Raw genomic sequence first — 25,402 nt, 5'->3', positions numbered from 1 at the left:
TGTTTCGCGAGGTTTGTCATGATCCGACTTGCTTCCTCACCCGCCCCCAACCCCAAGCTGCTGGCACGCTCGGCCTTGGCCATGCTGAATTCAACCGGGTTCCTGACGGAGTCCCGGCGTGAGGTGCCCGGTGCCAGCGCCGCTGTGCTGGACGTCCTGCGCGACTGGGCCGCAGGCGACGGCGAGCGCGGCCACGATGCCCTTCTCGCTTCGCGCCGCGCGCGGCAGTTTGAGGCGCTCCTGCCCGACTACCCGCTGGACATCGCGATCACCGACTGGGACCTGCTGTTTCGCGCCGTCATGGTCAGGCTGATGCTCAGCGTCGGTGAAAAGCTCGCGGCCCCGCAAAGGTCGCAGGCCGGCGAGGCCGCGGAAATGGTCCAGTCCATCGTGCTGGAGTGCGTGGACGCCTTGCACCAGCTGCACCTGGCGCTCATGCAGGAACGCGCCGAGCGCGACCACCCCGCGGCCGTGGTGCCGGGGATGCAGGCCAGCCGGCCGGCCGCACTCGATGGATCTTTCTTGCCGGGTGTGGACGCGGGTGCGTCAGACGGGCTTTGACGCGACCGGCAAAACCCGGGGCCGAAAGCCTTCCAGGTGGGTGATGATCAGGTTCGTCACCTCCATCCCGCTCAGCGAACTTAGCGCAAAGAAGGCCGTGGAGCCCGCGTTGCCCGTTTGCGGGTCGTAGTGCTGCGACGGCACCTGCCGCAAATAACGCGCACGCGGCTTGCCGTCCTGCACCTCATACACCCGGGCGTCGTCGGCAAGTCCCACTTGCAGCCCGTGAAGCGGGCCGCCTATGCAGGTCATCAGCATGGCATTGTTGTCCTCTAGTTCAGTGGACTGTATACGCATGGGGTGGCTGTGGCTATGGCCCTTTCGGCATGCCTGGCGGCTCGGGTGAGCGCGGGGCGAGGCGGAAAACCCGAAACCGCTCTGGTAGATTAAGGCCGCAAGGCCGGCCTCGCAGGGCAGTTTCCGGCCCACACCCCTCACATGAAACCCTATTCCGTCCTCTTTGTCTGCATGGGCAATATCTGCCGCAGCCCCACGGCCCATGGCGTGTTTCTGCACAAAGTCATGGCGCGCGGCCTCGGCGGCCAGGTGCAGGTCGACTCGGCCGGCACCCACAACTACCACCCCGGCAATCCGCCCGACGAGCGCTCCCAGGCCCATGCGGCCAGGCGGGGTTATGACCTCTCAGGCTTGAGGGCCCGGCAGATCTCGGAGGCGGATTTTGAGCGCCACGACCTGATCCTGGCCATGGACTGGGACAACCTGGAACTGATCAAGGACGAATGTCCCGCAGCGCATTTACACAAGGTGCGCAGGCTCACCGAGTTTTGTTTAAAGCACGACAGCCCGGTCGTGCCCGATCCCTACTATGGCGGCAAGGACGGCTTTGAGCATGTGCTGGACCTGGTGGAGGATGCTTGCGAGGGGCTGATGCGGCATGTGGAGCAGCGGCTGTAGCGGAACCAGGGCCCCAGGAAAACCCCCGGTTTCTCCATCATCTCGTCCAAGTAGATGATGCCCGCCATCCCACTAAAGCGCAGACTCAGGGAGCCCATTCCGGGCGACATGGGATACGCGCATGAAAACAACTCTGATTCTTTTGGTGCTTTGCACCATTTCCCTAGGGGCTTACGCAAAAGGCGGTGGCGGTGGGCATCTCAGCTCGGGAAGTCACTCCAGCACCTCCTCCCATCACAGTTCCTCCGGGCATGTGAACAGCCAGAACCACTCGATCCACAGCTACACCAAAAAAGACGGCACCTATGTCGCGCCCAGCCACGCGACCAATCCCAACTCGACCACCCAAGACAACTACACGCACAAGGGAAACACCAATCCCTATACCGGCAAAGAGGGGACTAAGAAGTGAAGCGGCGATTGTTTGCCGCGTGGGTGGTGGCTGCTCTGGTTGGTAACGAGGCGGTGGCGAAGGGCCGAAGCGGCGGGAAGCGCAGGAGTTCCGGGGGCCGTAGCGGCGGCAGCGGAGGTGGGGGGTGCGGGTCCAAAGGCGGACCGGGATATCGGAAACCGAATGGGAAGTGCGCTAGCTGGAAAGACTGAGTTCAGCTGAGAGGTTTTGGAGCTCATCGTCAATGAATTGTTTGAGCGATTTCCCCCTCGCGTCAAAATTCGTCAAAAAGACAACTTGTCCCCCGCTCCTACGCGCATCTAAGATCGGCCCTTCCTTTGCGTCAAGAGATAGCACTATCGAATCAAAGGACCTTGCCGCTAATGCAACATCTGCTTCTTCTTTGTGCAACTTGGTTTTTTCATTTTTTCGTCTGTTGCGGTTCGCCATCTTCCGATTCTGCGCTGCTATAAATTCCGTTTCTTTCTGGCTTGCCCATCGACCGTGACCGAAGCCAGCTACTCTTTGCTCATCACTCGGAATAGTTGACTCTTCAAATCCGAAGTACGTGTCTACAACTACTTTGCACTTAGCTCGTTGCTGCTCAATAAACAATTCAAGCTCGGGGTTTCGCTCCTTGATTGGAGGTATTTCAAACTCAGCTTCGCGAGTAATTCCAATCGAATACCTCGAAGAAGGTAATTCGACAGACAGATCTAGATTCCGCGCAAAGAGGAAGTCCCAAATGTTGTTATCGATGAAGATGGATTGCGGCAAGGTCGTAGTCAAAGGAAATGGTTGATTGGCTCAGCCAATTGACGCCGTAGTGAGCGATCTTCGGGGTATCTTATAGGCTAGGTACTACTTGTGAGAAAGTCTCGTGGGCGGGATGGAGTCGTAAGCGAAAGGACTCTTGGGGCTCATTGTGATTGACGGCGGGAAGTCTTAGTCGAGTTGCCGACACTATCTACGGGAACAACTATGAGTCATCAGCAGCAGTACACAGTTTTTTTTGCAGCCGTAGAGAAGTGGCTTTGCGATGGGCATTCATTGCACGTGCGATATTTGGCCATTAAGCATGGTGATGAGTTGCAGATTCTTAGTGCACTTATAGCGGCAATTCCCGCCGCTGCGAACGCTGATCGAAACTTTCAAATAGTGGCTGGGAATTTGTATGCAGGTCAGATTGAGCTGGCATCTCAATCAGTGGCTGATATGTTGGAGTATTTCAACAATGCCTGTGCGGGGAAGATCAGCGTTCACGGTCTTTCTCTGACACTTAAGGTACCAGCGAAGATTGAATACTATTCGGAAGTACGTGCCCCTGATACTTGGTATAGCGTCCTTAATCTTCAGGTTCTTGGGGAGCAAGTTTCGCTGCCGTCTTATCAAGATTTTGCCGATTACGAGAATTTGTTGCGGGTTACGTCCCCGCCTTTTGACGGGATCACTGACCTGGTGGGCTGGCTTAGCCTTGCAGATCCGAGGTATAGCAACCGAGCTCCGTACATTGATTTAAGAGTAGGGGCGCCAGTTGATTTACTTTTTGACGATAGTTCGCTGCGGCAGGATAAGTTGGTTTTGAACTTTAAGGCAATGCAGGGCTTTGACATTTCAAAGGTCGATGTAGCTATACGAACGGTGCCAGGAGAAGGGATCGGCCGGCGTTTAATATCTGAGCAAATGCGGTGGCAAGAGGCTCGAGACGGCTACAAGTATGGATTTCTGGAAATTACGCAGAAAAATGCAGTCCAGATTTTGGTAATGTTGTCGCTCAACAAGAATACTGTGCGGCGACATTGGTTTGTAGACCCTGCTAAATCAAGGAACGTAAAACTCGCTTCGTTTCAAGCGTATGACACCGGGCTTCCCAAGCTTAGAGATGCCTTGTTGAAAACACCTGAGAAAGACAGCCGAGGATTCGAGAAAGCCATCAACTCGTTGTTGTATCTTCTCGGATTTTCTTCTGCGCAGAGTATCGACGCAGAGGCTCCCGACATTGTGGCGGTTAGTCCATCTGGGCGTGTTCTTATTGTGGAGTGCACTGTCAAGACATCAGATACCGCAACAAAAATCGGAAAGCTTGTGGATCGCCGGGGAGTGCTTGAAAAGCGGTTGAAGGAAGCTGAGCTTAGTGTCAGCGTCGTTGCGCTATTGGTCTGCGCTACGCCACGTGATCAGATTAGCTACGACCAAACTCAACTAAAGAAGCAAAAAGTAGTGGTTTTTGCAAAAGAGAATATTGAAGAAGCGCTTACCCGCTTGAATAGAGACTTAGATCCGGATGCATTACTTGAAGAGTTTGATCGAGCTGTGGAGCCGCCAGAAGGTCTAAATTTGGCCTAACTTGCCTGGCTGACAAGAGCGTACCAACGCGAACCATTGGCTTAGTCGGTGACGAGTCGTGACCTCAAGGTCCAAACTTGTAAACCGAATATCCATGCGGGTTTTCGGAGGCCCTAAGCCCCTCAAGTGCAGCATCAGAGTGACACATGAAATCGGACATTACTCCGATTCTTTCAGGCAGTAGAAATATCCCCATCTCGTATCCTTCATGCTGGGTAAGTTCAGCACCTCGGCATCTTCGAGTGCATCGTCATCCGTGAGAATGTCATGCATATAGGCCTGTAGCCCTTCCGCAATGCATCTGCTTAGCTCACCGAGGAGTAGCCCTAATTCATGAAGCATTACGGCCAGCCCCTCAAATGGCGCTTGTTCATTCACCAGTTTCAGCATTGGCAACGCCGCAGACATCTCGTGCCAATGAAAGAACGTGTTGCCGTGGGTCTTACCTACGATCACATAAGCTTCTTGGCAAATTTCTTTACCGAGGTGAGGTGCCCACTGGCCAGAGTTCATGTAATGGAAGGAGCGGCTGTTCCGAATACTGGTGAGCCATGGCAGTGTGTCGTACTTTGCAATTACTTCAGTCCAGGCAGCATCCAGTCCCTCGACTCCGCTGAACATTCGGGAGCGCAACACTGTTTCTACCGAGTCCTTCGTCAGGATTTTGATAGCTTCTTCAGTTTTCCCAACTAGTACCCGCAGCGCGAATATTGCGGAACCGACAGCCGCGTCTTTAACAAACTGGTGTGCGTCGCTTGGGGGCTGAGCTATGAGAACAAGTTTTTGAAGCAGCATCAACTCGTTGAAAACATGACCGGCGAGCGCAAAAACGTATCGTTCTTGTAGCGGTAGCGCTATAAGCTTGTCAGCCGACAGCATGAGCTTATGGAGTTCAACGTTGGCAGTAACCATAGACGCTTTATAAGCCTAGCTTCTTCGAAGTCATAGTGATAATTTGCCTGGCCTGCAGCGGGTATGGAGTCCCTTGAATCTAGCCTTAATCAAGGTATTGGATGCTGTGCAAATAAACAGCATTTGGGTAAGCTGGGGCTATGAACGACCTTACGCAAACCCAATGGATTGCCAAGTGTGCCGAGCGGCTACATGAGAGATGGCAGACGGTGGAGCCTGGGCAGCTCGAAGAGGTTGCCGCGGATCTTTGGCAGGATGCTCAGTTGCGGGCTACGGAGCCTTCGGACGCTGCGAGTACATGGCTTCAGTCGGTCTACACGCAAGCGCAAAAACATGGCAGCTAGAGAGGCACCTACACCGGATGCATTGATGTGGATGCGGTCCACGGCGCGCCCCATCATGTTTCGGACCGGTATTGAGGACGCCACAATATCGACTTGGGGAACGTGCTTTCTAGCTGGTTACCGGCGCAGGCTGTTTGCCATCACTGCTGCGCACGTCATTGGGAATGCCTCGGTTTCGCAAGTCGTGATATGCGCGGCTGAGGGGTCTAGCTCTGCGCTTACTTTGGTTAATGGATATAGGCTCGAACAACTACCAGATGATGATTACGAAGTCGATGTTCACGTTTTCGAGACAACGATTCAAGGTATTCCGCAGCGGGACCGAGACCTAGGCCGAATAATCAATTTAGACAGGCCCGAAGTAACTGATTGGATGGGCCAAATGTTTACTTCGCTCTTCTTTGTTTGTGGGCACCCGGTCGAGCTTAATGGCGTGAACTATGAGACCAAGTTGGTGGAGACCAGTCAAGTACTGCTCGCAGGTCATTATCAGGAAGCAGGGCCTCAGCCGGCGCAGCATGTACTGAAGGTGGCTAATCCGCTTAACCTTGGAGAGTTCAGAGGCATGAGTGGCTCCCCCGTGTTCTCCTTGGAGCCGCGCTTAGCGAGTGAACCCCTTTTGCGCTTTTGCGGCATTGCTCTCATGGGGGGCGCGGGACGCGGAATTGTCAGGTTTTTGGCTGCCACGGCCATTTTGCAAGCATTGGATAGTGTGATTGAAGAGACCGCTCCGGGAGGTGCTCGTATTTCAGATTGATCGCAGACAATCAAATCGTTTCTGTAGCGGCCCCACTTGAGGCTCCTGGAGGCGGCTCTGGGCTCGAAACCCGCAAGAACTGCGGATTTGAAATGAATAAGGTGACGAGCCTTGACCCCGGCACTGGCTCCACAGTTAGGGCTGCTTGGTTCCCCACCTGACCCGGTTGGCCGCTTTACCATGCGGGAAGGCCCGTCACCCACGATTGTAAGGGACTTGGGAATGACCCTTGTGCCGTAGGCCTTCAAAGAAGCGGATTTTGCTGCCGGAGCTATTTACACCAGCCGGGGCCGCGGAACCGGCTTTGCCGGGCCGCAGGCGTGGCGGCCCCATTCGTCAGGAAAGGGGCAGCGCATTACACGGAGCCGAAGGCGAAGTGAAAAGCGTGGGGGCCCCGTCCGGGCAATTTAGAATGCCTGGATATGTCCTATCTCGTTCTCGCCCGCAAATACCGCCCCAAAAATTTCTCTGAAATGGTGGGGCAGTCGCATGTGGTGCAGGCTTTGGGCAATGCGCTGGCGACCCAGCGTTTGCACCATGCTTACCTGTTTACCGGCACGCGGGGCGTGGGCAAGACGACGATTTCGCGCATCCTGGCCAAGTCGCTGAACTGCCTGGGCCCGGACGGGCAGGGCGGCATCACGGCCACGCCCTGCGGTGTGTGCCAGGCCTGCACCGACATCGACAGCGGCCGTTTTGTGGACTACACCGAGCTGGATGCCGCGTCCAACCGCGGTGTCGATGAAATCGCGCAGCTGCTGGAGCAGGCGGTTTACAAACCCGTGGTGGGCCGCTTCAAGGTCTTCATGATCGACGAAGTTCACATGCTCACGAACACGGCCTTCAACGCCATGCTCAAGACGCTGGAGGAGCCGCCCGAATATTTGAAATTTGTGCTGGCCACGACGGACCCGCAGAAGGTGCCGGCCACGGTGCTGTCGCGCTGCCTGCAGTTCAACCTGCGGCCCATGGCGCCCGAGACGGTGCTCGAACATTTGACGCAGGTGCTGGGCGTGGAAAACGTGCCGGCCGAGCCGCAGGCCCTGCGCCTGTTGGCGCGCGCGGCGCGCGGCTCCATGCGCGATGCGCTCTCGCTGACCGACCAGGCGATTGCCTTCGGCTCGGGTTCGCTCGAGGAGGCCAGCGTGCGCACCATGCTGGGCAGTGTGGACCGCAGCTATGTCTACCGCCTGCTGGATGCGCTGGCGCGTGGCGATGGCAAGACCGTGGTGGAAACCTCGGAGGCGCTGCGGCTCAACGGCCTGAGCGCGGCCTCCACGCTCGAAGAAATGACGACGGTGCTGCAGCGCATGGCGGTGCTGCAGGCCGTGCCCGAGATGGGCGAGGGCGGCGACGATGCCGACCCGGACATCGCCGAGACGGCGCGGCTGGCGCGCGTGCTGCCGGCCGACGAGACCCAGCTGCTGTACAGCCTGTGCCTGCACGGCCGCGGCGAGCTGGGCCTGGCGCCCGACGAATACGCGGGCCTGACCATGGTGCTGCTGCGCCTGCTGGCCTTCAAGCCCTCGGCTTCGGCCGCCCCCAGCCATGCGGGGGGTGCCGCCGAGCCCGGAAAAAAGCCTCAGCCTGAGGTGGTGCGGGCCGCTGCGCCCGCGCCGGCCCCTATGCCTATGGCTGCCGCCCCCGCGCCGGCCGCACCAGCCGCGCCGGTTGTCGAAAGAAGGCCGCCTGTGGCGCCTCCAGCGCCCGTTGCGCAAGCCGAGCGCGCGCAGCCCGCACCCCATTTCAGCGCCAGCGCCCCGGCCATGCCCGAGCCTGCGCCTATGCAGTCTGCACCGCCGCCACAGCCGCGCCCACCGGCCAGCGCGCCTTCCACCACACCGCCGCCGCTGGTGCCCGTGCCGCTGGGCGAAGCCTGGGGCCAGACGGTCAACCAGATGGTCGCGGCCGAGGCCGTGGCGGCGCTCACGCGCGAGCTGGGCCTGCAGTCGGAGCTGCGCAGCCAGGACGGCAGCCTGTGGACGCTGCGCGTGGAGCGCGAATCGCTGAACCAGGCGGCCGCGCGCGAAAAGCTGCAGGTAGCGCTGCAAACCCATGTGGGCGACCCTGCTCTCAAGCTCGTGGTGGAGGTCGGCCCGGTCACCGACACCCCGGCGCGCCGTAATGGCGCCGCGGCGGCCGAGCGCCAGCGCGCGGCCGAAGAGATGATCCAGAACGACCCGCTGGTGCAGGACATGATGCGCGACTGGGGGGCGAAAATTGTCCCCGGCAGCATACGGCCGCTGGCGGCTAAATCGATATGATCAAAGACAGCTTGTAAGCACGCATTCCAACTCCCGACATTCCCCGATTTCACGATTCAAAAGGAAGATCCCATGTTTAACAAAGGACAACTCGCAGGCCTCATGAAGCAGGCGCAGGCCATGCAGGACAACATCAAGAAAGCCCAGGACGAACTGGCTTTTGTGGAAGTGACGGCCGAGGCCGGTTCCGGCCTGGTGAAGGTCACCATGACCTGCAAGCACGACGTCAAGCGCATCGAGATCGACCCCAGCCTGCTGGCCGACGACAAGGACATGCTGGAAGACCTGGTGGCCGCGGCTTTTAACGCCGCCGTGCGCAAGGCCGAGGAAGTCAGCCAGGAAAAAATGGGCAAGCTGACGGCCGGCCTGCCACCCGGCATGAAATTACCCTTTTAACGGCTACTGCGCGGGTTCATGGCGGCGTTGCGGGTCCCGATCAGGCCATCCTCATGCACCTCAAGTGCATTCCGGTGGCCTGACACCCGCGCCTTGCCCTGAACCCGCTCGCTACGCCTTTGTTGTTTATCTTTTTCAGGCTGCTTTCCCCTCCACATGGCTGACTCCAATGCCCTTGAAGGCCTGACCCAGGCGCTGCGCAAGCTGCCGGGCGTGGGCGCCAAGTCGGCCGCGCGCATGGCTTTTCACCTGCTGCAGCACGACAAGCCCGGCGCCTTGCAGATCGCGCGCGCGCTCGAGCATGCGGTGGACAGCGTGCGGCACTGCAGCCTGTGCAACACGCTGACCGAGCAGGCGCTTTGCAGCACCTGCGCGAACCCGCAGCGCGACCGCAGCAAGCTCTGCGTGGTCGAAACCCCGGCCGACCAGGCGGCGCTGGAGCGCACGCTGGCCTACAAGGGCCTGTACTTTGTGCTGATGGGCAAACTGAGCCCGCTGGACGGCATAGGCCCGAACGACATAGGCCTGCAAAAGCTGTTCGACCGCGTGGTGCCCAAGGACGAGCGCGGCGAGGCGCTGCCGCCGGCCTCACGCGAGGTGCAGGAGGTGATCCTGGCGACCAATTTCACGGCCGAAGGCGAGGCCACGGCGCATGTGATTGCCCAGGCGCTTAAAAGCCGGGGCGTGCAGGTCACGCGCCTGGCGCGCGGCGTGCCTGTGGGCAGCGAACTGGAATACGTGGACCTGGGCACGATTGCCCATGCGCTGGTGGACAGGCGCTGAGGGGCGCCCGCGACGACACAACAACATACGGAAGGAAAACCCACATGACATACGCACGCTTCACCATTGCCTACTGGTGTGTGCTGATCGCGGCGCTGCTGCCGATCGCCTGCGCGGCAATCGCCAAGTACGGCATGATGAGCACGCCCCGGCGCGACGGCGGCTTTGACAACCACAACCCGCGCGGCTGGCTGGCCAAACAGACCGACTGGCGCGCCCGCGCCAATGCGGCGCAGCAGAACACCTTTGAGGCGCTGCCGTTTTTTTTCGCGGCGGTGATCATCGCGCACATGCTGCAGGCCGCGCAGACGCGGCTGGACATCATGGCGCTGCTGTTCGTCTTTCTGCGCATCGCCTACATCATGATGTACGTGGCCGACCTAGCCAAGGCGCGCTCGGCGGTCTGGGCCGTCGCGCTGTTTGTCAACATCCTGATCCTGCTTTCGGCTTACCGCTGAAGCATCTGCGCTACGCGCGGTAACCTTTGGTAACCGCAACGCCTGATTTTTGGTAAAAACCCGCACGGGATGTCCCCGATGCGGGCTTTTTTACGTCTCGATAAGCTTGTGCCATCCACAAGAAAAGAGGCTTTGCATGAACCGCCCACCCCTGATTTCCCGCCGCGGCTTTGCCGGCGGCGCCGCGCTGGCCGTGGCGACGCTGGCCATCCCGTCGCTGCGGGCCCAGCCCAAACTCGAAAAAAGCAAGATCGCGATTGCCGTCGGCGGCAAGGCCGCGTTTTATTACCTGCCGCTCACGATTTCCGAACAGCTGGGCTACTTCAAGGCCGAGGGCCTGGACATCGAGATCAGCGATTTCGCGGGCGGCGCGCGCGCGCTGCAGGCTGTGGTCGGCGGCTCGGCCGACGTGTGCTCGGGCGCGTTTGAGCACACCATCAACCTGCAGGCCAAGAACCAGATGTTCCAGGCCTTTGTGCTGCAGGGCAGGGCGCCGCAGATCGCCTTCGGCATCTCGACCAAGAACCTGCCCAACTACAAGTCGCTGGCCGACCTCAAGGGCAAAAGAATCGGCGTGTCGGCGCCGGGCTCGTCGACCAATATGATGGCCAACCTGGTGCTTTCGCGCGCCGGCATCAAGCCCAGCGACGTGAGTTATATCGGCGTGGGCACAGCGGCCGGCGCGCTGACCGCGCTGCGCTCGGGCCAGATCGACGCCATGAGCAACACCGACCCGGTGATGACCATGCTGGAGCAAAAAGGCGAGGTCAAGATCATCAGCGACACGCGCACCCTCAAGGGCACGACGGAGGTGTTCGGCGGTTCCATGCCGGCGGGCTGCCTCTACGCGCCGCTGGAGTTTGTGCAAAAGCATCCCAACACCTGCCAGGCCATGGCCAATGCCATCGTGCATGGCCTCAAGTGGCTGCAGACCGCCGGCCCGGGCGACATCATCAAGACCGTGCCCGAAAGTTATCTGCTGGGCGACCGCGCGCTCTACCTGGCGTCCTTCAACAAGGTGCGCGAGTCGATCTCGCTGGACGGCATCATTCCCGACGACGGCGCGCGCACGGCCCTCAAGGCGCTGGCCAGCTTCGACCCCAGCATCAGGGCCGACAAGATAGACATCACCAAGACCTATACCAACGAGTTTGCGCGCCGCGCGAAGGATCGCTTCAAGGCCTAGCACCGCCCCTGCTGGTGGTCGAGCCCGCCCGTGCTGATGTCGAAAATACACGAAGCGAAAAGCTTGGGGCCCGTCTTTTGCCAGCAGGGGCCGCGGGACTGGCTTTGCCAGACCGCAGGCGCAGCGCCCCCTTGGGGGGCAGCGCATTACACGAAGCCGAAGGCGAAGTGAAAAGCGTGGGGGCCTATCTCCGTGCCGGCAGCTTGTTGTAAGCTCCCGCCATGCCCGAACCCGATACCGCCTGCGCCCTCGAGCTGATCGACATCAGCTGCACCTTCCGCTCACGCGACGACGCGGCCCAGCGCTACACCGCTGTCAGCAACACCACCTTGCGCATCAACGCGGGCGAGTTCGTCTCGGTCGTCGGGCCCACGGGCTGCGGCAAGTCCACGCTGCTCAATATAGGCGCAGGCCTGCTGCAGGCCTCGTCGGGCGAGGTCAAAGTTTTTGGTGCGCCGCTGGCCGGCATCAACACCCGCGCCGGTTATATGTTCCAGACCGAAGCCCTGATGCCCTGGCGCAGCGCGCTGGCCAACGTGATGATGGGCTTGCAGTACCGAGGCGTTCCCGATGACGAAGCGCGCCGCCAGGCCCAGGGCTGGCTGGAGCGTGTGGGCCTGGCCGAGTTCGGCGACCGCTATCCGCACCAGCTCTCGGGCGGCATGCGCAAGCGCACCGCGCTGGCCCAGGTGCTGGCGCTGGACCCGGACATCATCCTGATGGACGAACCCTTTAGCGCGCTGGACATCCAGACGCGCCAGCTCATGGAAAACGAAGTGCTGGCGCTCTGGGCCGCCAAAAAGAAGGCAGTGCTTTTTATCACCCACGACCTCGACGAAGCCATTGCCATGAGCGACCGCGTGGTCGTGCTGTCGGCCGGCCCGGGCACCCATCCCATAGGTGAGTTCGCCATCGACCTGCCGCGCCCGCGCGACGTGGCCGAGGTGCGCCACCACCCGCGTTTTGTCGAGCTGCACACGCAGATCTGGAATGTGCTGCGCGACGAGGTGCTCAAGGGTTATGCGCAGCAATTGAAGAAGGCCGCTTGAATATGTGGCGGCATGTCAAACCTTCCGAAAAAAACCTGCGTGCCTGGCAGGTCGGCCTGCTGGTCGTCATCCTGCTGGTCTGGCACGCCGCTTCGCGCAACCAGAAGACCGCGTTTTTCCTGGGCGAACCGATCAAGGTGGCGGGCCGGGTCTGGAGCTGGTTCATGCCTTTCGGCGTCGGCCCCAGCGCGCTGTTTCCCGAAGGACTGTCTGGCAATGCCGACATCTACCTGCACCTGGGCACCACCTTGCTGGAGACGGTGCTGGCCTTCGGCATCGGCACGGTGCTGGGCCTGGCCTGCGGCCTGTGGCTGGCGCTGGCGCCCACGGCCAGCGCCATCCTGGACCCTTACATCAAGGCCGCCAACTCCATGCCGCGCGTGATCCTCGCGCCCATCTTTTCGCTGTGGCTGGGCCTGGGCATCTGGAGCAAGGTGGCGCTGGCCGTCACGCTGGTGTTTTTTATCGTGTTCTTCAATGTCTACCAGGGCGTGAAGGAGGTCAGCCCGGTGGTGCTGGCCAATGCCCGCATGCTGGGCGCCAACCAGCGCCAGCTGCTGCGCACCGTGTACCTGCCCAGCGCCACCAGCTGGGTGTTCTCCAGCCTGCACACCTCGGTGGGCCTGGCTTTTGTGGGCGCGGTGGTCGGTGAATACCTGGGCTCGGCGCGCGGCGTGGGCTACCTGATTTTGCAGGCCGAGGGCACCTTTGACGTCAACACCGTGTTCGCCGGCATCGTGGTGCTGACGGCCTTCGCGCTGGTGCTGGACGGCATTGTGGGCCGGCTCGAAAAACGCCTCATGAAGTGGCAGCCGCGCAGCGGCGAGACGGAAAAGCTCTGACGGAAAACCTTGGCGTTTTCCCCTGTACCGCAAACTTCCTGCCGTCCTACAGCGCCCGGCGGCGCACCTCCTTAGAGTCAAAACCGGGCTTGCCCCGTTCCATGCCCTCGCCGCCGCGTGAGGGCAGGCGGGCAGGCCGGCATCCAAAACTCCAAGGAAAACGCCATGAACCTCTCGCTCAGCATAGGGCCGCTGATGTCCCTGATCGCCGGCATCCTGATCCTGATCATCCCGCGCCTGCTCAACTACATCGTGGCCATCTACCTGATCGTCATCGGCCTGGTGGGCCTGTTCGGCGTGGGCACGCTCAAGCTGTAGCCGCTCGGGGCGTGAAAGCGCCGCCTTAGCGCTTTTTCGATTTCACGACAGGCTTGGCCGTGCCGCGCTTGACGGCCTTGACGCCGGCCTTGCCGCGGCCGTGGCTGGCCGAGGCGGCATGGCTTTTGACCGGCAGGAAGACCACCACCGGGTGGCCCAGCTTGAAGGCGCTGGAGGCGCTGACGTGGTTCCACTCGGCCACATTGGCGGCGCTCAGGCCGTAGCGCTTGGCGATGGTCGCCACCGATTCGCCCTTGCGGGCTTTCACGGTGGTGCGGCGCGTGACGACTTCGGGCGCGAAGGACACCTGGGCGGTGTCGGCCACATGCGGGGTGACGTCGGTTTCGACCTTGGCCGAGCGCGGCACCAGCAGGGTGGAGCCGGCCTTGATCAGCATGCGCGGCGGGATGTTGTTGACGCCGCGCAGGTCGGTCTCGCTCATGCCGGTGCGGCGCGCCGCCTCGCCCGGGCTCATGGTGCTGGGCGCGGTCCAGGCCGTCCAGCTTGCGTACTGGCCCTGGCTGTAGGCCTCGAAGTTGCGCTGGAACACCGTGGCGTTGTCCCAGGGCAGCAGGATTTGCGGCGTGCCGGCGGCGATGATGACGGGGCGGTGCGCCGAGGGGTTGAGCGCCTTGAAGTCCTCGATCTTGACGTCGGCCAGGCGCGCGGCCAGGGCGACGTCGATGTCGCGCGTGATCAGCACCTGCTGGAAGTAGGGATGGTTTTCGATCAGCGGCAGCTCGGTGCGAAAGGCCTGCGGGTTGGCGACGATGTTCTTGACGGCCTGCAGCTTGGGCACGTAGAGCCGGGTTTCGGCCGGCATGTTGAGGTCCGAGTAGCTGGTGCCCAGGCCGGCCCGCTGGTTTTTGGCGATGGCGCGGCTCACGCTGCCTTCGCCCCAGTTGTAGGCGGCCAGCGCCAGGTGCCAGTCGCCGAACATGCCGTAGAGTTTTTGCAGGTAGTCGAGCGCGGCGCGGGTGGAAGCCAGCACGTCGCGGCGGTCGTCGCGGAAGGCGTTTTGCTTCAGGTCGAAATACTTGCCGGTGGCCGGCATGAACTGCCACATGCCGGCGGCCTTGGCGCTGGAGACGGCCTGCGGGTTGAAGGCGCTTTCGATGAAAGGCAGCAGGGCCAATTCGGTGGGCATCTGGCGGCGCTCGAGTTCCTCAACAATGTGGAACAGGTATTTGCTGGAGCGCTCGGTCATGCGCTGGATGTAGTCGGGCCGGCTGGCATACCACTGCTCGCGGTCGGTCACGAGCTCGTTTTGCAGGTCGGGCATGGCAAAGCCGCGGCGAATGCGGTCCCAGAGCTCCTTGGGCGGCTCGGTCGAAGCGATCTGGCGCGAGCCGGCCTGGCCTGGTGTGATGGCCTGCAGCGGGCCGCTGGGCAGCAGCGGCTTGGCGGCCGGCGCGCCGCCGGTGGTCAGCACCGGGTCGCTGGGCAGGCCGGGCGCCTGCGTGGCGCAGCCCGCGAGCAGCGCCGCCGCCAGCAGCAGGGCCAGCGACACAAGGCGAAATAGTGGGGAAGAGAAAGAGTTCGAAGGGCCGGAAAAGCTCGAAACAGTGGCGACTGCAGTGGTGCGGGGGTGTGGCGTCATTTGAATTGGTTTTTCCACTGCCGGATGGCGGCAAATACGGTGGTGTCGTCATGGGCCGACGCATCAAAGTGCCGGGCAGCCTGCATGATAGTGGCTTGCCGGGTTCGCAAAAAGGGGTTAACCAGCAATTCCTGCGCGATCGAGCTCGGCAGGGTGGGCACGCCTTGCTCGCGCAGGCGTATGCATTTGGCCTGGTAGGCCGCCAGTTCCGCGTTGCCGGGCTCCACGGCCATGGCAAAGCGCAGGTTGGACAGCGTGTATTCATGGGTGCAGCAGACCACGGTAGTGCCGGGCAGGGCGGCGAGCTTGTCGAGCGAGGCCAGCATCTGCGCGGGCGTGCCTTCAAACAAGCGCCCGCAGCCGCCCGAGAACAGCGTGTCGCCGCAGAACAGCAGGGGCTTGCCGTTGACGTCCGGTGCGTAATAAGCGATGTGGCCGGCCGTGTGGCCTGGTACGTCTATCACCTGGAATTCAAGCCCGAGGGCCTGCGCCGTGTCGCCGCCTTTGAGGTGCGTATAAGGCTGTGGAATGCGCTCGGTGGCCGGGCCCCAGACCTGGGCGCCGGTTGCTTCGCGCAGGGCGTCCACACCGCCCGTGTGGTCCGCATGGTGGTGCGTGACTAGAATCGACTCCAGTTGCAATGCGTGCTCATCCAGGGCGCGCTGCACCGGCCCGGCATCTCCCGGGTCCACGACCAGGGCGCGCTTGCCGTCATGCAACAACCAGAGGTAGTTGTCATTGAAGGCGGGGATGGGGATCAAATACATGCGGTGGTTCGATGAGCTCTGAAATTATAGGTTTGACGGACTGGCTGGCGACGCCGCCTGGCGCTTACCTGCTGGACTGGGAGCGCGCGCATTTCGACCAGGCCGTCAGCGACGTCTTCGGCTACCACGCCCTGCAACTGGGCCTGCCGGAACTCGATGCGCTGCAGGCCAACCGCATGCCGCACAAATGGCTGGCGCTGGAGTCGGTGCCTTCCTCGCCCGCGCACGCTGATGGTGCGACCGGCGCCCCCGCGGCAAGTTCCCGGCGCGCGGCCTTGCTGACCGACTCGGGCGCGTTGCCGTTTCCGGAAAGCAGCCTGGACCTGGTGGTGCTGCCGCACACGCTGGAGCTCAGCCGCGACCCGCATGCCACCCTGCGCGAGGTCAGCCGGGTGCTGGTGCCCGAGGGCCGCGTGGTGATCAGCGGGCTCAATCCCACCAGCCTCTGGGGCCTGCGCCAGCGGCGCGGCCACCTGTACCAGCGCTGGGGCTACGACAGCCTGTTCCTGCCCAAGACCGGCGAGTTCATCGGCTACTGGCGGCTGCGCGACTGGCTGAGGCTGCTGGACTTTGAGGTAGAGTCGGGGCGCTTCGGCTGCTACCGCCCGGCGCTGACCAGCCAGGCCTGGCTGGACCGCTTCGAATGGATGGACGCGGCGGGCGCGCGCTGGTGGCCTATCTTCGGCGCCGTGTACTTTCTCGCGGCGATCAAGCGTGTGCGCGGTGTGCGGCTGCTCGAGCCTGCCTGGAAGGCCCGCAAGGCCCCAGCCGCGGCGCCGGCCGCGGTGGCCAACAAGGAGCCGGCCGTGCGGCTGCGGCCGCCGGTTTGAGCGGGTCCTTTTTCTTTCTTTTCAACCGCCGGGTGCTGTAGGGGCCCGGTATTTTTTTCATAAGCAGCAAGCAACGCATGACCGATTTACCCACCAGCCCAGCCGCCACGTCACAGCCCGTCGTGATCTACACCGACGGCGCATGTAAGGGTAATCCCGGCCCCGGCGGCTGGGGTGTGCTGCTGTCCCAGGGCGGCACCCAGAAAGAACTGTTCGGCGGCGAACTGGGCACCACCAACAACCGCATGGAAATGACGGCCGTCATCGAGGCCCTGGCCGCGCTCAAGCGGCCCTGCAGCGTGACGCTGTACCTCGACAGCGAGTACGTGCGCAAGGGCATCACCGAGTGGATCCACGGCTGGAAGGCCAGGGGCTGGCGCACGGCGGCCAAGGCCCCCGTCAAGAACGTGGACCTGTGGCAGCGCCTGGACGCGCTGGTGAGCGGCAGCGGCCACAAGATCGACTGGCGCTGGGTCAAGGGCCATGCCGGCGACCCCGGCAACGAGCGCGCCGACGCGCTGGCCAACAAGGGCGTGGAACGCGCGCTGGGCCGCTTGTAACAAGCGCCCGGGTGGGCTGCGGGCGGCGGCGGGAACATGCGCGAAAAAACGCGACCCAAGCAGGGATGGCCGGCGCCAATGCCCGCGTGCCGGCATGCACCATAAGCGTACGTAGCATCCGGCCCACGGCGGCCGCCGGCCTTTGGTAAAGCCGTTGTAAAGCTACCGCGCTTGCCCCTGGCAAGGGCGAGAAAAGGCTGCGCGCGCCATGGTGTCCTGCTACATTGGAAGTTTGTATCTCTTTGTATTACAAGTTCCCTCCCCATGGCATCCAAAGCACTCTACACAGCTGTCGCCGTCGCGGGCATCGCGGTCGCATCGGGCGCCGCCTGGTGGCTCCAGAAACCCAAGGCACCGGATGCCGCAAACGCCACACCTTCAGCCTCCGGCAACGGCAACGGCGCCAATTCGGGGAAACCGGTCACGGTGGAAGCCGCCAAAGTGGAACTGGCCCGGCTGTCGGACGACACGCAGGCCGTGGGCAGCCTGCGTTCACGCCGCGGCGTGGTCTTGCGGCCCGAGGTCAGCGGGCGCATCACCCAGCTCAACTTCACCGACGGCCAGCGCGTGCGCAAAGGCCAGGTGCTGGTGCAGTTCGACGACCAGCTGCCGCTGGCCCAGGTGCAGCAAAGCCAGGCTGAACTCTCCATCGCCCGGGCCAACCAGAAACGCAACCAGGAACTGGTGGCGCAAAACTTCATCAGCCAGCGCTCCCTCGATGAAAGCGCGGCCAACCTGCAGGTGGCCGAAGCCAAGCTGTCGCTGGCCAAGGCCACGGCGGCGCGCCTGAAAATCCTCGCGCCCTTTGACGGCATCGCCGGCATACGCCTGGTCAACGTGGGCGACTACCTCAAGGACGGCGCGGACATCGTCAACATCGAGGACATCGAGGCGATTTTTGTCGACTTCCGCCTGCCCGAGCGCTTCCAGAACAAGGTCAAACGCGGGCAGACGGCCGTGCTCGACATCGACGCCTTGCCCGGCCGCAAGTACAACGCGCAGATCCAGGCCATAGACCCCTTGATCGACGCCAACGGCCGCTCCATAGGCGTGCGCGGCTGCATAGACAACCGCCAGCTGCAGCTGCGCCCCGGCATGTTCGCCCGTGTCAACACCGTGTTCGGCGTGCGCGAGAACGCCCGCGTGGTGCCCGAGGAGGCCATTGTTCCGCAGGGCGGACGGCAGTTCGTCATCAAGCTGCTGGAAGGCCCGAACGAGCAGACCCGCACGACCAAACGCGTGGAGGTCAAGGTCGGCCTGCGCAGCCCGGGCAAGGTCGAAATTCTTGAAGGCCTGGAGGCCGGCGACACCGTGGTCTCGGCCGGCCAGCAGCGCGTGCAGCGCGACGGCACGCTGGTCACCGTGGTGGACCTGGCCGCGGGTGCTTCGGCCCGCGCGGGGAATGCAAAAGCCGCCGCCCCGGCCGCGGGTGCTTCAGCCCCGGCAGCCGCCACGCCCGCAGCTGCCAATGCAGCACCCGCCCCGGTGAAAGCCGCCGCGGCGGAGCCCGCGGCCCAGGCGCCGCTGTCCGGCCCCAACCCCTGCGGCGTCGTTGTGTCCGAAGCCCCACGGGGCCTGGTGCCGGTGCGCAGCCTGAGCCCGGCCGAGCGCATTCCCGCGGGCCCGCCGGCGCGCGACCCCACCTGAGCGGCCGTCCCGGTTTCCATAGATCCCCATGCAACTCGCTGAAGTTTCCATACGCCGCCCGGTCTTTGCCACCGTGCTGTCCCTGCTGATCGTGCTGATAGGGGCGGTCAGTTTCAACCGCCTGTCCGTGCGCGAGTACCCCAAGATCGACGAGCCCGTGGTGACCGTCAGCGTGCGCTACGCCGGCGCGTCGGCCGAGGTGATCGAGTCGCAGGTCACCAAGCCGCTGGAAGACTCCATCGCCGGCATCGACGCGGTGGACGTGATCACCTCCATCAGCCGGGCCGACCAGGCGCAGATCAGCGTGCGCTTTCGCCTTGAAAAAGACGCCGACTCGGCCGCCGCCGAGGTGCGCGACCGCACCTCGCGCGTGCGCAACCGCCTGCCGCAGGCGATTGAAGAGCCGGTGATCGCCAAGGTCGAGGCCGACGCCTTCCCGGTCATCCAGGTGGCTTTTTCCAGCGACTCGCTCACGCCGCTGCAGATCAACGACCTGGTCAACCGCATCGTCAAGCCGCGCCTGCAGACCGTGACCGGCGTGGCCGACGTGCGCATCTTCGGCGAGCGCAAGTACGCCATGCGCATCTGGCTGGACACCGACAAGCTCGCCTCCTACAAGCTGACCACGCAGGACGTGGAGGACGCCATCAGCCGCAGCAACCTGGAGCTGCCGGCCGGCCGCATCGAGTCGCAGCAGCGCGAATTCAGCGTGACCTCGCAGACCGATCTGGTCAGGCCTGCGCAGTTCCGCGAGATCGTCATCAAGAACGTCAACGGCTTTTCGGTCAAGGTGCGCGACGTCGCGCGCGTGGAGGAGGGCGCGGCCGACGAGCGCACGGCGGTCCGGCTCAACGGCCGCTCGGCCGTGGCGGTCGGCGTCATCCGCCAGGCCACGGCCAACCCGCTGGACCTGTCCAAGGGCGTGCGGGAAGTCTTTCCCAAGCTCAAGGCCGACCTGCCGGCCGACATGCTGATCGACGTCGCCAACGACAACTCGGTGTTCATCGACCGCTCGGTCAACAATGTGTACCACACCATCGCCGAGGCCATCGTGCTGGTGGCCCTGGTGATTTTTGTCTTCCTGCGCACGCTGCGCGCCTCCATCATCCCCATCGTCACCATTCCGGTGAGCCTGATAGGCACCTTCGCCATGATGGCCCTGGCGGGCTTCACCATCAACACGCTGACCCTGCTGGCGCTGGTGCTGGCCATCGGCCTGGTGGTGGACGACGCCATCGTGATGCTGGAGAACATCTTCCGCCACATCGAGGAGGGCATGGACCCGTTCTCGGCCGGCATCAAGGGCGCGCGCGAGATCGGTTTTGCGGTGGTCACCATGACGGCCACGCTGGTGGCCGTGTACGCGCCGCTGGCTTTCACGCCGGGCCGCACCGGGCGCCTCTTTGTGGAGTTCGCGCTGGCGCTGGCCGGCGCGGTGGTGGTGTCGGGCTTTGTCGCGCTGACGCTCACGCCCATGATGTGCACCCAGCTGCTCAAGCACAACCCCAAGCCCAACCGTTTTGACCGCTACATGGAGCGGGCCCTGACCGCGATTTCCGACCGTTACGGCGCGGTTCTGCGCTGGGTGGTCACCAAGCGCTATGTGCCCGTGGTGGAAGAGGGCAGCCGGCCCTCGCTGGCCCAGCGGCTCAAGGGCATGGCGCTGCAGGCGCGCTGGATCGTGATCGGCGTGATGCTGCTGAGCGCCCTGGCCATCGCGCTGGTGTTCCCGGGCATGAAGCAGGAGCTGTCGCCGATCGAGGACCGCGGCGTGATCCTGGCCAACGTCAACGCGCCGGACGGCGCGACGCTGGACTACACCAACCGTTATGCAAAGGCGCTCGAGAAGATGGGCGAGCCCTTCCCTGAGTTCGACCGGATTTTCGCCAACGTCGGCAACCCCACGGTGGCCCAGGCCAGCGTGGTCTACCGCACGGTCGACTGGGACAAGCGCGAGCGCTCCACCCTGGACATGGCGCGCGAGCTGCAGCCCAAATTTAATGCGCTGCCGGGCGTCACTGCCTTTCCGATCACGCCGCCCTCGCTGGGCCAGGGCTTTCGCGAACGGCCGCTCAATTTTGTGATCCAGACCTCCGACAGCTACCAGAACCTGAACACCGTGGTGCGCCAGATGCTGGAGGAGATCGCCAAAAACCCCGGCATCGTCTCGCCCGACGTGGACCTGCGGCTGAACAAACCCGAGCTGCGCATCGAGGTCGAGCGCGACAAGGCGGCCGACCTGGGCGTGAGCGTGCAGGTGATCGCCAAGGCCATCGAAACCTTGCTGGGCGGGCGCAACGTGACGCGCTACAAGCGCGATGCCGAGCAGTACGATGTGATCGTGCAGACCGAGGCCAGCGGCCGCATCACGCCCGAGAACATAGACCGTATTTATGTCCGCGGCCGCAACGACGCGATGATTCCGCTGTCGGCGCTGGTGAAGATGCGCGAAAGCGTCTCGCCGCGCGAACTCAACCACTTCGGCCAGCGCCGCTCGGTCTCCATCACGGCCAGCCTGGCCAGCGACTATTCGCTGGGCGAGGCGCTCAAGTTCATGGACCAGACCGCCGCCAAGGTGCTGAAGACCGGCTACAGCACCGACCTCAACGGCACCTCGCGCGAGTTCAGGAGCTCCCAGGGCGCGCTGGCCATCGTCTTTGTGCTCGCGCTGCTGTTTATTTTCCTGGTGCTGTCGGCGCAGTTCGAAAGCTTTATCGACCCGCTGGTCATCATGCTTTCGGTGCCGCTGTCCATGATCGGGGCCTTGCTCGCGCTCAAGTGGTCGGGTGGCTCGCTCAATGTGTATTCGCAGATCGGCCTGATCACGCTGGTGGGCCTGATCACCAAGCACGGCATCCTGATCGTCGAGTTCACCAACCAGCTGCGCGGCCAGGGGCTGGAGATGATAGACGCGCTGGTCAAGGCGTCGGCACAGCGCCTGCGCCCCATCATGATGACCACCGGCGCCATGGTGCTGGGCGCCTTGCCGCTGGCCCTGGCCAAGGGCGCGGGTGCCGAAAGCCGCATCCAGATCGGCTGGGTCATCGTCGGCGGCATGTCCCTGGGCACCTTGCTCACCGTGTTTGTGGTGCCCACCATGTACACCCTGTTTGCGCGCAAGGCCATTCCGGGTGCGAACAAGGCGGTCGCGAAAGAAGAGCCGGATGCGCACCATGAACATCCGGAGTACGTGGCGAAATGACCGGAAGGCGCCGCGTATTCCAGGCCGGGTTCCCGGCATGGCGGTGAGAACGCCGTTTTGACCGCGACCCGCACGGGCCGGATCCGTACAGCTGTTTCTTTCCTGGTTGCGCTCCTGCTTGCAGCGGCCCATACGGCTTTCGCGCAAGCCCAGGAGGCGCCGGAGGCCGGCACCTATGGTGTGCAGTTCCTCTGCTCACCGTCCCAGCTGGCGCAGCTCAGCCCCAAGATGTCTCGTTACCTCCAGCGGCTCGGCATTCCGGCCCGCCTGGTGAAGGAGACCGTCGATAAGCCCCGGGGTGCCATGACCTATTCCCTGCTGGGTTCAGGCACGGCCGTGAGCACCCTGTTCCTGGCTCAACGCACTGAGCTGGCGATCAGGGACGAGGTGCTGCTGATGCCGGTGAAAAACAACAAGACGCGCAAGCTCAGGACGGTTTCCCAAAAAGAGATCCTGCTGGCCTTGCTGCACCCGGGCCGCTTGACGGAATTCAGGGGAAAGGCCTGCGATGTGCAGGCCCTGGCCGACCATGTCGGCATTCGCCAGAACACCGTGGCCTGGGCCGAGGTGCTGGAATGGGGCTGGCCCGAGGGCGGCCCCGCCAAATGGAATGCCCGCTATTGGGCCAATGGAACGCCCAGGCTACGTACCCCTTTGCACAAAGCCCTGAATGACATGTTTTTTGAGCAGGGGAAATACGACATCGGCTGCTACGCCGCGACCAAGGTGGTGTTTGCGCAAGGCGCGCTGGATTACTTTCGCCGCGTCAAAAGGGATGCCGGCAAGGCACGCGTCGTGGAACAGCGGCTATTGGCCGACGGGGAGCCCCTGGTTGACCTGGAGCCCGGCCGCATGTGGAGTTTTGAAGCTGATTTTGATCCCCTGGAGCTTGAGCGGCCGGGCAAGGTCTTGCGCATGGTGGGCGATGTTGCCCCCGGCAACTTTGTTCCGGGCGATTGGGTGTATTTCCTGAACACGGACTCGCGCACCAGCCAGAAAACGGGGTACGAGGGTTCCAACGCCATCTACCTGGGAGGCAACCGGTTTGACGACTATTACAACGACAACGACCACCACTACACCTACCTGGAAAAACTCGGTGAGGTCTATCAGTGGCGTCACGACGTTTTCAGCCGGCACCGCGACGCCGAAAAAATACAGCACCTGGGCGCGCAGGACTATGAGCGCCTGAATGCCTCGCCGGAAAAGGGCGGCTTGCTGATGAGTTTCCGGGTTGTGCCCTATTTTTTCGGTTACGAAGACTTGCCCCCGCTACCAGCTCCCCGCAACGACTAGGCCCTGCCGGTGCCGCGCGCCCGATGGACTTACAGGGCGCCCTCAAACATCAGCACATCGACTTCATCGCCCACCGCCACATTGCCTTGCGCGTGGTGCAGCACGATCAAGCCGTTGGCCTCGGCCATGGAGCGCAGCACACCCGAGCCCTGGCTGCCTGTGGTCTTGACCTGCAGCGAGCCGTCGGCCGCGGTGGAGACCCAGCCGCGCTGGTATTCGGTGCGGCCGGCTTTTTTGCGCATGGGCTCCAGGCTGCGGGCCTTGAGCAGCGGCGGTTGCGCGGCGCCGGCGCCCATCATCTGCAGCAGCGCGGGGCGCACAAAGGCCAGAAAGGTCACCATCACGGCAACCGGGTTGCCGGGCAGTCCGAACAAGATCGCGCCGTTGGGGTTGCAGGAGGTGCCCTGCGCTGGGGGCGGTATGCGCCCCACGGCCATAGGCCGGCCCGGCCGCATGGCGATGCGCCAGAAGGCCACGTCGCCGAGTTTTTTCATCATGGCCTTGGTGAAGTCGGCCTCGCCCACGCTGACACCGCCCGAGGTGATGATGGCATCGGCCCGCGCGGCGGCCTCGGTGAAGGCCGCTTCGAGCAGGGCCGGGTCGTCGCGCACCACGCCCATGTCGATGACTTCGCAGCCCAGGCGGCTCAGCATGCCGAAGACGGTGTAGCGGTTGCTGTCGTAGACCGCGCCTTCACGCGGCGCCTCGCCGAGCGAGAGGATTTCATCGCCGGTGGAAAAGTAGGCCACGCGCAGCGGCCGCCAGACGGGCAGGGTGGGCAGGCCCAGGGAGGCTGCCAGGCCCAGCCGGGCCGGCGTGAGGGTATCGCCCCTGCGCAGCGCCGGCAGCCCTTGCGCCAGGTCCTCGCCGCGCAGGCGGCGGTTGTCGCCGGCGCGCAGCAGGCCGGGCGGGATGCTGATGCTGCCGTCCGGATGCTGCTTGACGAATTCCTGCGGCACCACGGTGTCCAGCCCGGCGGGCATGATGGCGCCTGTCATGATCTTCACGCACTGGCCGGTTTGCACGCTGCCTTGCCAGGCCTTGCCGGCCAGCGCCGTGCCGTCGGCGACCCTCAGGTCCAGCGCCGTGCCGGCGGCCAGCTGGCTGCCGTCAAAGGCAAAACCGTCCATGGCCGAGTTGTCATGGGGCGGCACGTCAAAGGGCGACACCACGTCCTCGGCCAGCACGCGGCCCAGGGCCTCGAACAACGGAAGCTTGACGGTGTCCTGGACCGGCGCCACCAGCCGTGAGAGAAAGTCCAGCACCTGGCCGGCCGACAGGGCTTGCGGGTCGTAGCCCTGCAGTTCGGCCGCGATCTGGTCCAGCGTCTTCACGGCAGGCGCGATTCGAGCTGGTGCAGCTCGGCCAGGGTGTTGGCGTTGAAAAAACCGTGCGCGTCGTCGCCGGGCCGGTCAAAAGGCACGGACACGGTTTTGTGCTGCGCCGTCCAGGCGTCTATCTTGCGGCCGCCGCCATGGGTGAAGCGCACCAGGCTTTCGAGCATGTGGGTGCCCATCAGGCAAAACACCGGCTGCGGCCTGAGCTGGCCGTCTTCCTCGGGCGCGGCGGCCACGGCGAAGTCGGCGCCGCCCCGTACATAGGCCTCAGCCATGCGCGCCACCAGGTCGTCGGGGAACAGCGGCGTGTCGCAGGGCACGGTGAGCAGGTAGGGCGTCTCGCAGCGCTCCAGGCCGGTGAGGAAACCCGCCAGCGGCCCGGCGAATTCGCCCAGGCCCGTGCTGTCGGGCCAGACCGGCACGCCGAAGGCCTCATAGGCGGCGAGGTTGCGGTTGGCGTTGATCATGACCTCGCCGACCTGGGGCGAGAGCCGCATCAGCGTGTGCAGGGCCAGCGGCACGCCGTTGAAATTCTGCAGGCCCTTGTCGACGCCGCCCATGCGCGAACCCCGCCCGCCGGCCAGGATCAGGCCGGTGATGGCTTCGGCGTGCAGCGAGCTGTTGTGGCTGTTGCTTGTCAT

25 protein-coding genes and 1 other RNA gene are annotated in these 25,402 nt (G+C 63.3%); 18 read left to right on the top strand and 8 right to left on the bottom strand.

Annotated elements, in window-relative coordinates; all coding sequences use genetic code 11:
- Positions 1-18 precede the first annotated feature (18 nt).
- Positions 19-561 carry a hypothetical protein gene (locus tag AC1D09_RS11720; protein WP_477664425.1) on the top strand — a complete coding sequence of 181 codons (543 nt, stop codon included), beginning with the start codon at positions 19-21 and terminating at the stop codon, positions 559-561.
- Here AC1D09_RS11720 and AC1D09_RS11715 read toward each other — a convergent pair.
- Positions 547-858, bottom strand: a complete 312-nt coding sequence (locus AC1D09_RS11715; protein ID WP_477664424.1) for a hypothetical protein — start codon at positions 856-858, stop codon at positions 547-549. The genes AC1D09_RS11720 and AC1D09_RS11715 overlap by 15 nt on opposite strands.
- Before the next feature lie 141 nt (positions 859-999).
- Here AC1D09_RS11715 and AC1D09_RS11710 point away from each other — a divergent pair, with 141 nt between their 5' ends.
- Both AC1D09_RS11710 and AC1D09_RS11705 read left to right on the top strand, forming a co-directional pair.
- Positions 1,000-1,476 (top strand): low molecular weight protein-tyrosine-phosphatase, encoded by a 477-nt coding sequence (locus AC1D09_RS11710; RefSeq protein ID WP_477664423.1) that lies wholly within the window; start codon positions 1,000-1,002, stop codon positions 1,474-1,476.
- 121 nt (positions 1,477-1,597) lie between these two features.
- Positions 1,598-1,888, top strand: a complete 291-nt coding sequence (locus AC1D09_RS11705) for a hypothetical protein (protein ID WP_477664422.1) — start codon at positions 1,598-1,600, stop codon at positions 1,886-1,888.
- 174 nt (positions 1,889-2,062) lie between these two features.
- Here AC1D09_RS11705 and AC1D09_RS11700 read toward each other — a convergent pair whose 3' ends face one another.
- Positions 2,063-2,644 carry a hypothetical protein gene (locus AC1D09_RS11700; RefSeq protein WP_477664421.1) on the bottom strand — a complete coding sequence of 194 codons (582 nt, stop codon included), beginning with the start codon at positions 2,642-2,644 and terminating at the stop codon, positions 2,063-2,065.
- A gap of 204 nt (positions 2,645-2,848) precedes the next feature.
- On the opposite strand from AC1D09_RS11700, the gene AC1D09_RS11695 reads away from it, so the two are divergent.
- On the top strand, positions 2,849-4,213 hold the full coding sequence (locus tag AC1D09_RS11695) for a hypothetical protein (RefSeq protein ID WP_477663331.1): 1,365 nt from the start codon (positions 2,849-2,851) through the stop codon (positions 4,211-4,213).
- Positions 4,214-4,372: 159 nt separating this feature from the next.
- Here AC1D09_RS11695 and AC1D09_RS11690 read toward each other — a convergent pair whose 3' ends face one another.
- On the bottom strand, positions 4,373-5,125 hold the full coding sequence (locus AC1D09_RS11690) for a hypothetical protein (protein WP_477663330.1): 753 nt from the start codon (positions 5,123-5,125) through the stop codon (positions 4,373-4,375).
- A 726-nt stretch (positions 5,126-5,851) separates the two neighbouring features.
- On the opposite strand from AC1D09_RS11690, the gene AC1D09_RS11685 reads away from it, so the two are divergent.
- Positions 5,852-6,226, top strand: a complete 375-nt coding sequence (locus AC1D09_RS11685; protein WP_477663329.1) for a hypothetical protein — start codon at positions 5,852-5,854, stop codon at positions 6,224-6,226.
- A 100-nt stretch (positions 6,227-6,326) separates the two neighbouring features.
- Here the strand turns inward: AC1D09_RS11685 and ffs are convergent.
- Positions 6,327-6,423, bottom strand: an RNA gene (ffs, locus tag AC1D09_RS11680) — signal recognition particle sRNA small type.
- A 225-nt stretch (positions 6,424-6,648) separates the two neighbouring features.
- On the opposite strand from ffs, the gene dnaX reads away from it, so the two are divergent.
- The 8 genes from dnaX (at position 6,649) to AC1D09_RS11640 (ending at position 13,522) form a co-directional block, all read left to right on the top strand.
- Positions 6,649-8,490, top strand: a complete 1,842-nt coding sequence (gene dnaX, locus AC1D09_RS11675) for a DNA polymerase III subunit gamma/tau (RefSeq protein WP_477663328.1) — start codon at positions 6,649-6,651, stop codon at positions 8,488-8,490.
- A gap of 72 nt (positions 8,491-8,562) precedes the next feature.
- The gene (locus AC1D09_RS11670) at positions 8,563-8,886 is read left to right on the top strand and encodes a YbaB/EbfC family nucleoid-associated protein (RefSeq protein ID WP_477663327.1); all 324 of its coding nucleotides are present in this window, start codon (positions 8,563-8,565) and stop codon (positions 8,884-8,886) included.
- A gap of 156 nt (positions 8,887-9,042) precedes the next feature.
- A complete protein-coding gene (recR, locus tag AC1D09_RS11665; protein WP_477663326.1) occupies positions 9,043-9,669 on the top strand; it encodes a recombination mediator RecR in 627 nt (208 codons plus the stop codon).
- 44 nt (positions 9,670-9,713) lie between these two features.
- Positions 9,714-10,127, top strand: coding sequence for an MAPEG family protein (locus tag AC1D09_RS11660; RefSeq protein ID WP_477663325.1), 414 nt, complete (start codon positions 9,714-9,716; stop codon positions 10,125-10,127).
- Between the two features lie 136 nt (positions 10,128-10,263).
- Positions 10,264-11,313: an ABC transporter substrate-binding protein gene (locus AC1D09_RS11655; protein ID WP_477663324.1), complete on the top strand. Its 1,050-nt coding sequence runs from the start codon at positions 10,264-10,266 to the stop codon at positions 11,311-11,313.
- A 221-nt stretch (positions 11,314-11,534) separates the two neighbouring features.
- Entirely contained in the window at positions 11,535-12,362 is an 828-nt protein-coding gene (locus AC1D09_RS11650) for an ABC transporter ATP-binding protein (RefSeq protein ID WP_477663323.1), read from the top strand.
- A 2-nt stretch (positions 12,363-12,364) separates the two neighbouring features.
- Entirely contained in the window at positions 12,365-13,204 is an 840-nt protein-coding gene (locus tag AC1D09_RS11645; protein ID WP_477663322.1) for an ABC transporter permease, read from the top strand.
- 165 nt (positions 13,205-13,369) lie between these two features.
- Positions 13,370-13,522 carry a DUF3096 domain-containing protein gene (locus AC1D09_RS11640; RefSeq protein WP_007871478.1) on the top strand — a complete coding sequence of 51 codons (153 nt, stop codon included), beginning with the start codon at positions 13,370-13,372 and terminating at the stop codon, positions 13,520-13,522.
- Positions 13,523-13,547: 25 nt separating this feature from the next.
- Here AC1D09_RS11640 and AC1D09_RS11635 read toward each other — a convergent pair whose 3' ends face one another.
- Entirely contained in the window at positions 13,548-15,122 is a 1,575-nt protein-coding gene (locus AC1D09_RS11635) for a transglycosylase SLT domain-containing protein (RefSeq protein ID WP_477663321.1), read from the bottom strand.
- Positions 15,119-15,889, bottom strand: coding sequence for a hydroxyacylglutathione hydrolase (gene gloB / locus AC1D09_RS11630; RefSeq protein ID WP_477663320.1), 771 nt, complete (start codon positions 15,887-15,889; stop codon positions 15,119-15,121). The genes AC1D09_RS11635 and gloB overlap by 4 nt, the downstream gene beginning before the upstream one ends.
- 11 nt (positions 15,890-15,900) lie before the next feature.
- On the opposite strand from gloB, the gene AC1D09_RS11625 reads away from it, so the two are divergent.
- The 5 genes from AC1D09_RS11625 (at position 15,901) to AC1D09_RS11605 (ending at position 23,424) form a co-directional block, all read left to right on the top strand.
- The gene (locus AC1D09_RS11625) at positions 15,901-16,719 is read left to right on the top strand and encodes a class I SAM-dependent methyltransferase (protein ID WP_477701059.1); all 819 of its coding nucleotides are present in this window, start codon (positions 15,901-15,903) and stop codon (positions 16,717-16,719) included.
- Between the two features lie 77 nt (positions 16,720-16,796).
- On the top strand, positions 16,797-17,279 hold the full coding sequence (gene rnhA, locus AC1D09_RS11620; RefSeq protein ID WP_477663318.1) for a ribonuclease HI: 483 nt from the start codon (positions 16,797-16,799) through the stop codon (positions 17,277-17,279).
- Positions 17,280-17,543: 264 nt separating this feature from the next.
- Positions 17,544-18,926 carry an efflux RND transporter periplasmic adaptor subunit gene (locus tag AC1D09_RS11615; protein ID WP_477663317.1) on the top strand — a complete coding sequence of 461 codons (1,383 nt, stop codon included), beginning with the start codon at positions 17,544-17,546 and terminating at the stop codon, positions 18,924-18,926.
- Positions 18,927-18,954: 28 nt separating this feature from the next.
- Positions 18,955-22,128: an efflux RND transporter permease subunit gene (locus tag AC1D09_RS11610; protein ID WP_477663316.1), complete on the top strand. Its 3,174-nt coding sequence runs from the start codon at positions 18,955-18,957 to the stop codon at positions 22,126-22,128.
- Between the two features lie 57 nt (positions 22,129-22,185).
- Entirely contained in the window at positions 22,186-23,424 is a 1,239-nt protein-coding gene (locus AC1D09_RS11605) for a hypothetical protein (protein ID WP_477663315.1), read from the top strand.
- 29 nt (positions 23,425-23,453) lie between these two features.
- Here AC1D09_RS11605 and moeA read toward each other — a convergent pair whose 3' ends face one another.
- Together moeA and mobA are read right to left on the bottom strand one after the other, a co-directional pair.
- Positions 23,454-24,758, bottom strand: coding sequence for a molybdopterin molybdotransferase MoeA (moeA, locus tag AC1D09_RS11600; protein ID WP_477663314.1), 1,305 nt, complete (start codon positions 24,756-24,758; stop codon positions 23,454-23,456).
- Entirely contained in the window at positions 24,755-25,402 is a 648-nt protein-coding gene (gene mobA, locus AC1D09_RS11595) for a molybdenum cofactor guanylyltransferase MobA (protein ID WP_477663313.1), read from the bottom strand. Before mobA ends, moeA begins: the two co-directional genes overlap by 4 nt.

This window comes from Polaromonas sp. P1_A2 (assembly GCF_056406895.1).
The sequence above is the reverse complement of the archived record's forward strand: the minus strand, read 5'-3'. Positions and strand labels throughout refer to the sequence as shown.

Bases quoted from the DNA above. Each gene is read 5' to 3' on its own strand.
- AC1D09_RS11650 (WP_477663323.1), top strand. From the start codon at position 11,535: ATGCCCGAACCCGATACCGCCTGCGCCCTCGAGCTGATCGACATCAGC.
- mobA (WP_477663313.1), bottom strand. From the start codon at position 25,402: ATGACAAGCAACAGCCACAACAGCTCGCTGCACGCCGAAGCCATCACC.
- AC1D09_RS11670 (WP_477663327.1), top strand. From the start codon at position 8,563: ATGTTTAACAAAGGACAACTCGCAGGCCTCATGAAGCAGGCGCAGGCC.
- AC1D09_RS11615 (WP_477663317.1), top strand. From the start codon at position 17,544: ATGGCATCCAAAGCACTCTACACAGCTGTCGCCGTCGCGGGCATCGCG.
- AC1D09_RS11710 (WP_477664423.1), top strand. From the start codon at position 1,000: ATGAAACCCTATTCCGTCCTCTTTGTCTGCATGGGCAATATCTGCCGC.
- AC1D09_RS11610 (WP_477663316.1), top strand. From the start codon at position 18,955: ATGCAACTCGCTGAAGTTTCCATACGCCGCCCGGTCTTTGCCACCGTG.
- dnaX (WP_477663328.1), top strand. From the start codon at position 6,649: ATGTCCTATCTCGTTCTCGCCCGCAAATACCGCCCCAAAAATTTCTCT.
- AC1D09_RS11655 (WP_477663324.1), top strand. From the start codon at position 10,264: ATGAACCGCCCACCCCTGATTTCCCGCCGCGGCTTTGCCGGCGGCGCC.
- rnhA (WP_477663318.1), top strand. From the start codon at position 16,797: ATGACCGATTTACCCACCAGCCCAGCCGCCACGTCACAGCCCGTCGTG.
- AC1D09_RS11705 (WP_477664422.1), top strand. From the start codon at position 1,598: ATGAAAACAACTCTGATTCTTTTGGTGCTTTGCACCATTTCCCTAGGG.
- AC1D09_RS11715 (WP_477664424.1), bottom strand. From the start codon at position 858: ATGCGTATACAGTCCACTGAACTAGAGGACAACAATGCCATGCTGATG.
- AC1D09_RS11685 (WP_477663329.1), top strand. From the start codon at position 5,852: ATGTTTACTTCGCTCTTCTTTGTTTGTGGGCACCCGGTCGAGCTTAAT.
- AC1D09_RS11645 (WP_477663322.1), top strand. From the start codon at position 12,365: ATGTGGCGGCATGTCAAACCTTCCGAAAAAAACCTGCGTGCCTGGCAG.
- recR (WP_477663326.1), top strand. From the start codon at position 9,043: ATGGCTGACTCCAATGCCCTTGAAGGCCTGACCCAGGCGCTGCGCAAG.
- AC1D09_RS11720 (WP_477664425.1), top strand. From the start codon at position 19: ATGATCCGACTTGCTTCCTCACCCGCCCCCAACCCCAAGCTGCTGGCA.
- AC1D09_RS11695 (WP_477663331.1), top strand. From the start codon at position 2,849: ATGAGTCATCAGCAGCAGTACACAGTTTTTTTTGCAGCCGTAGAGAAG.
- AC1D09_RS11635 (WP_477663321.1), bottom strand. From the start codon at position 15,122: ATGACGCCACACCCCCGCACCACTGCAGTCGCCACTGTTTCGAGCTTT.
- AC1D09_RS11640 (WP_007871478.1), top strand. From the start codon at position 13,370: ATGAACCTCTCGCTCAGCATAGGGCCGCTGATGTCCCTGATCGCCGGC.
- AC1D09_RS11625 (WP_477701059.1), top strand. From the start codon at position 15,901: ATGAGCTCTGAAATTATAGGTTTGACGGACTGGCTGGCGACGCCGCCT.
- gloB (WP_477663320.1), bottom strand. From the start codon at position 15,889: ATGTATTTGATCCCCATCCCCGCCTTCAATGACAACTACCTCTGGTTG.
- AC1D09_RS11690 (WP_477663330.1), bottom strand. From the start codon at position 5,125: ATGGTTACTGCCAACGTTGAACTCCATAAGCTCATGCTGTCGGCTGAC.
- AC1D09_RS11660 (WP_477663325.1), top strand. From the start codon at position 9,714: ATGACATACGCACGCTTCACCATTGCCTACTGGTGTGTGCTGATCGCG.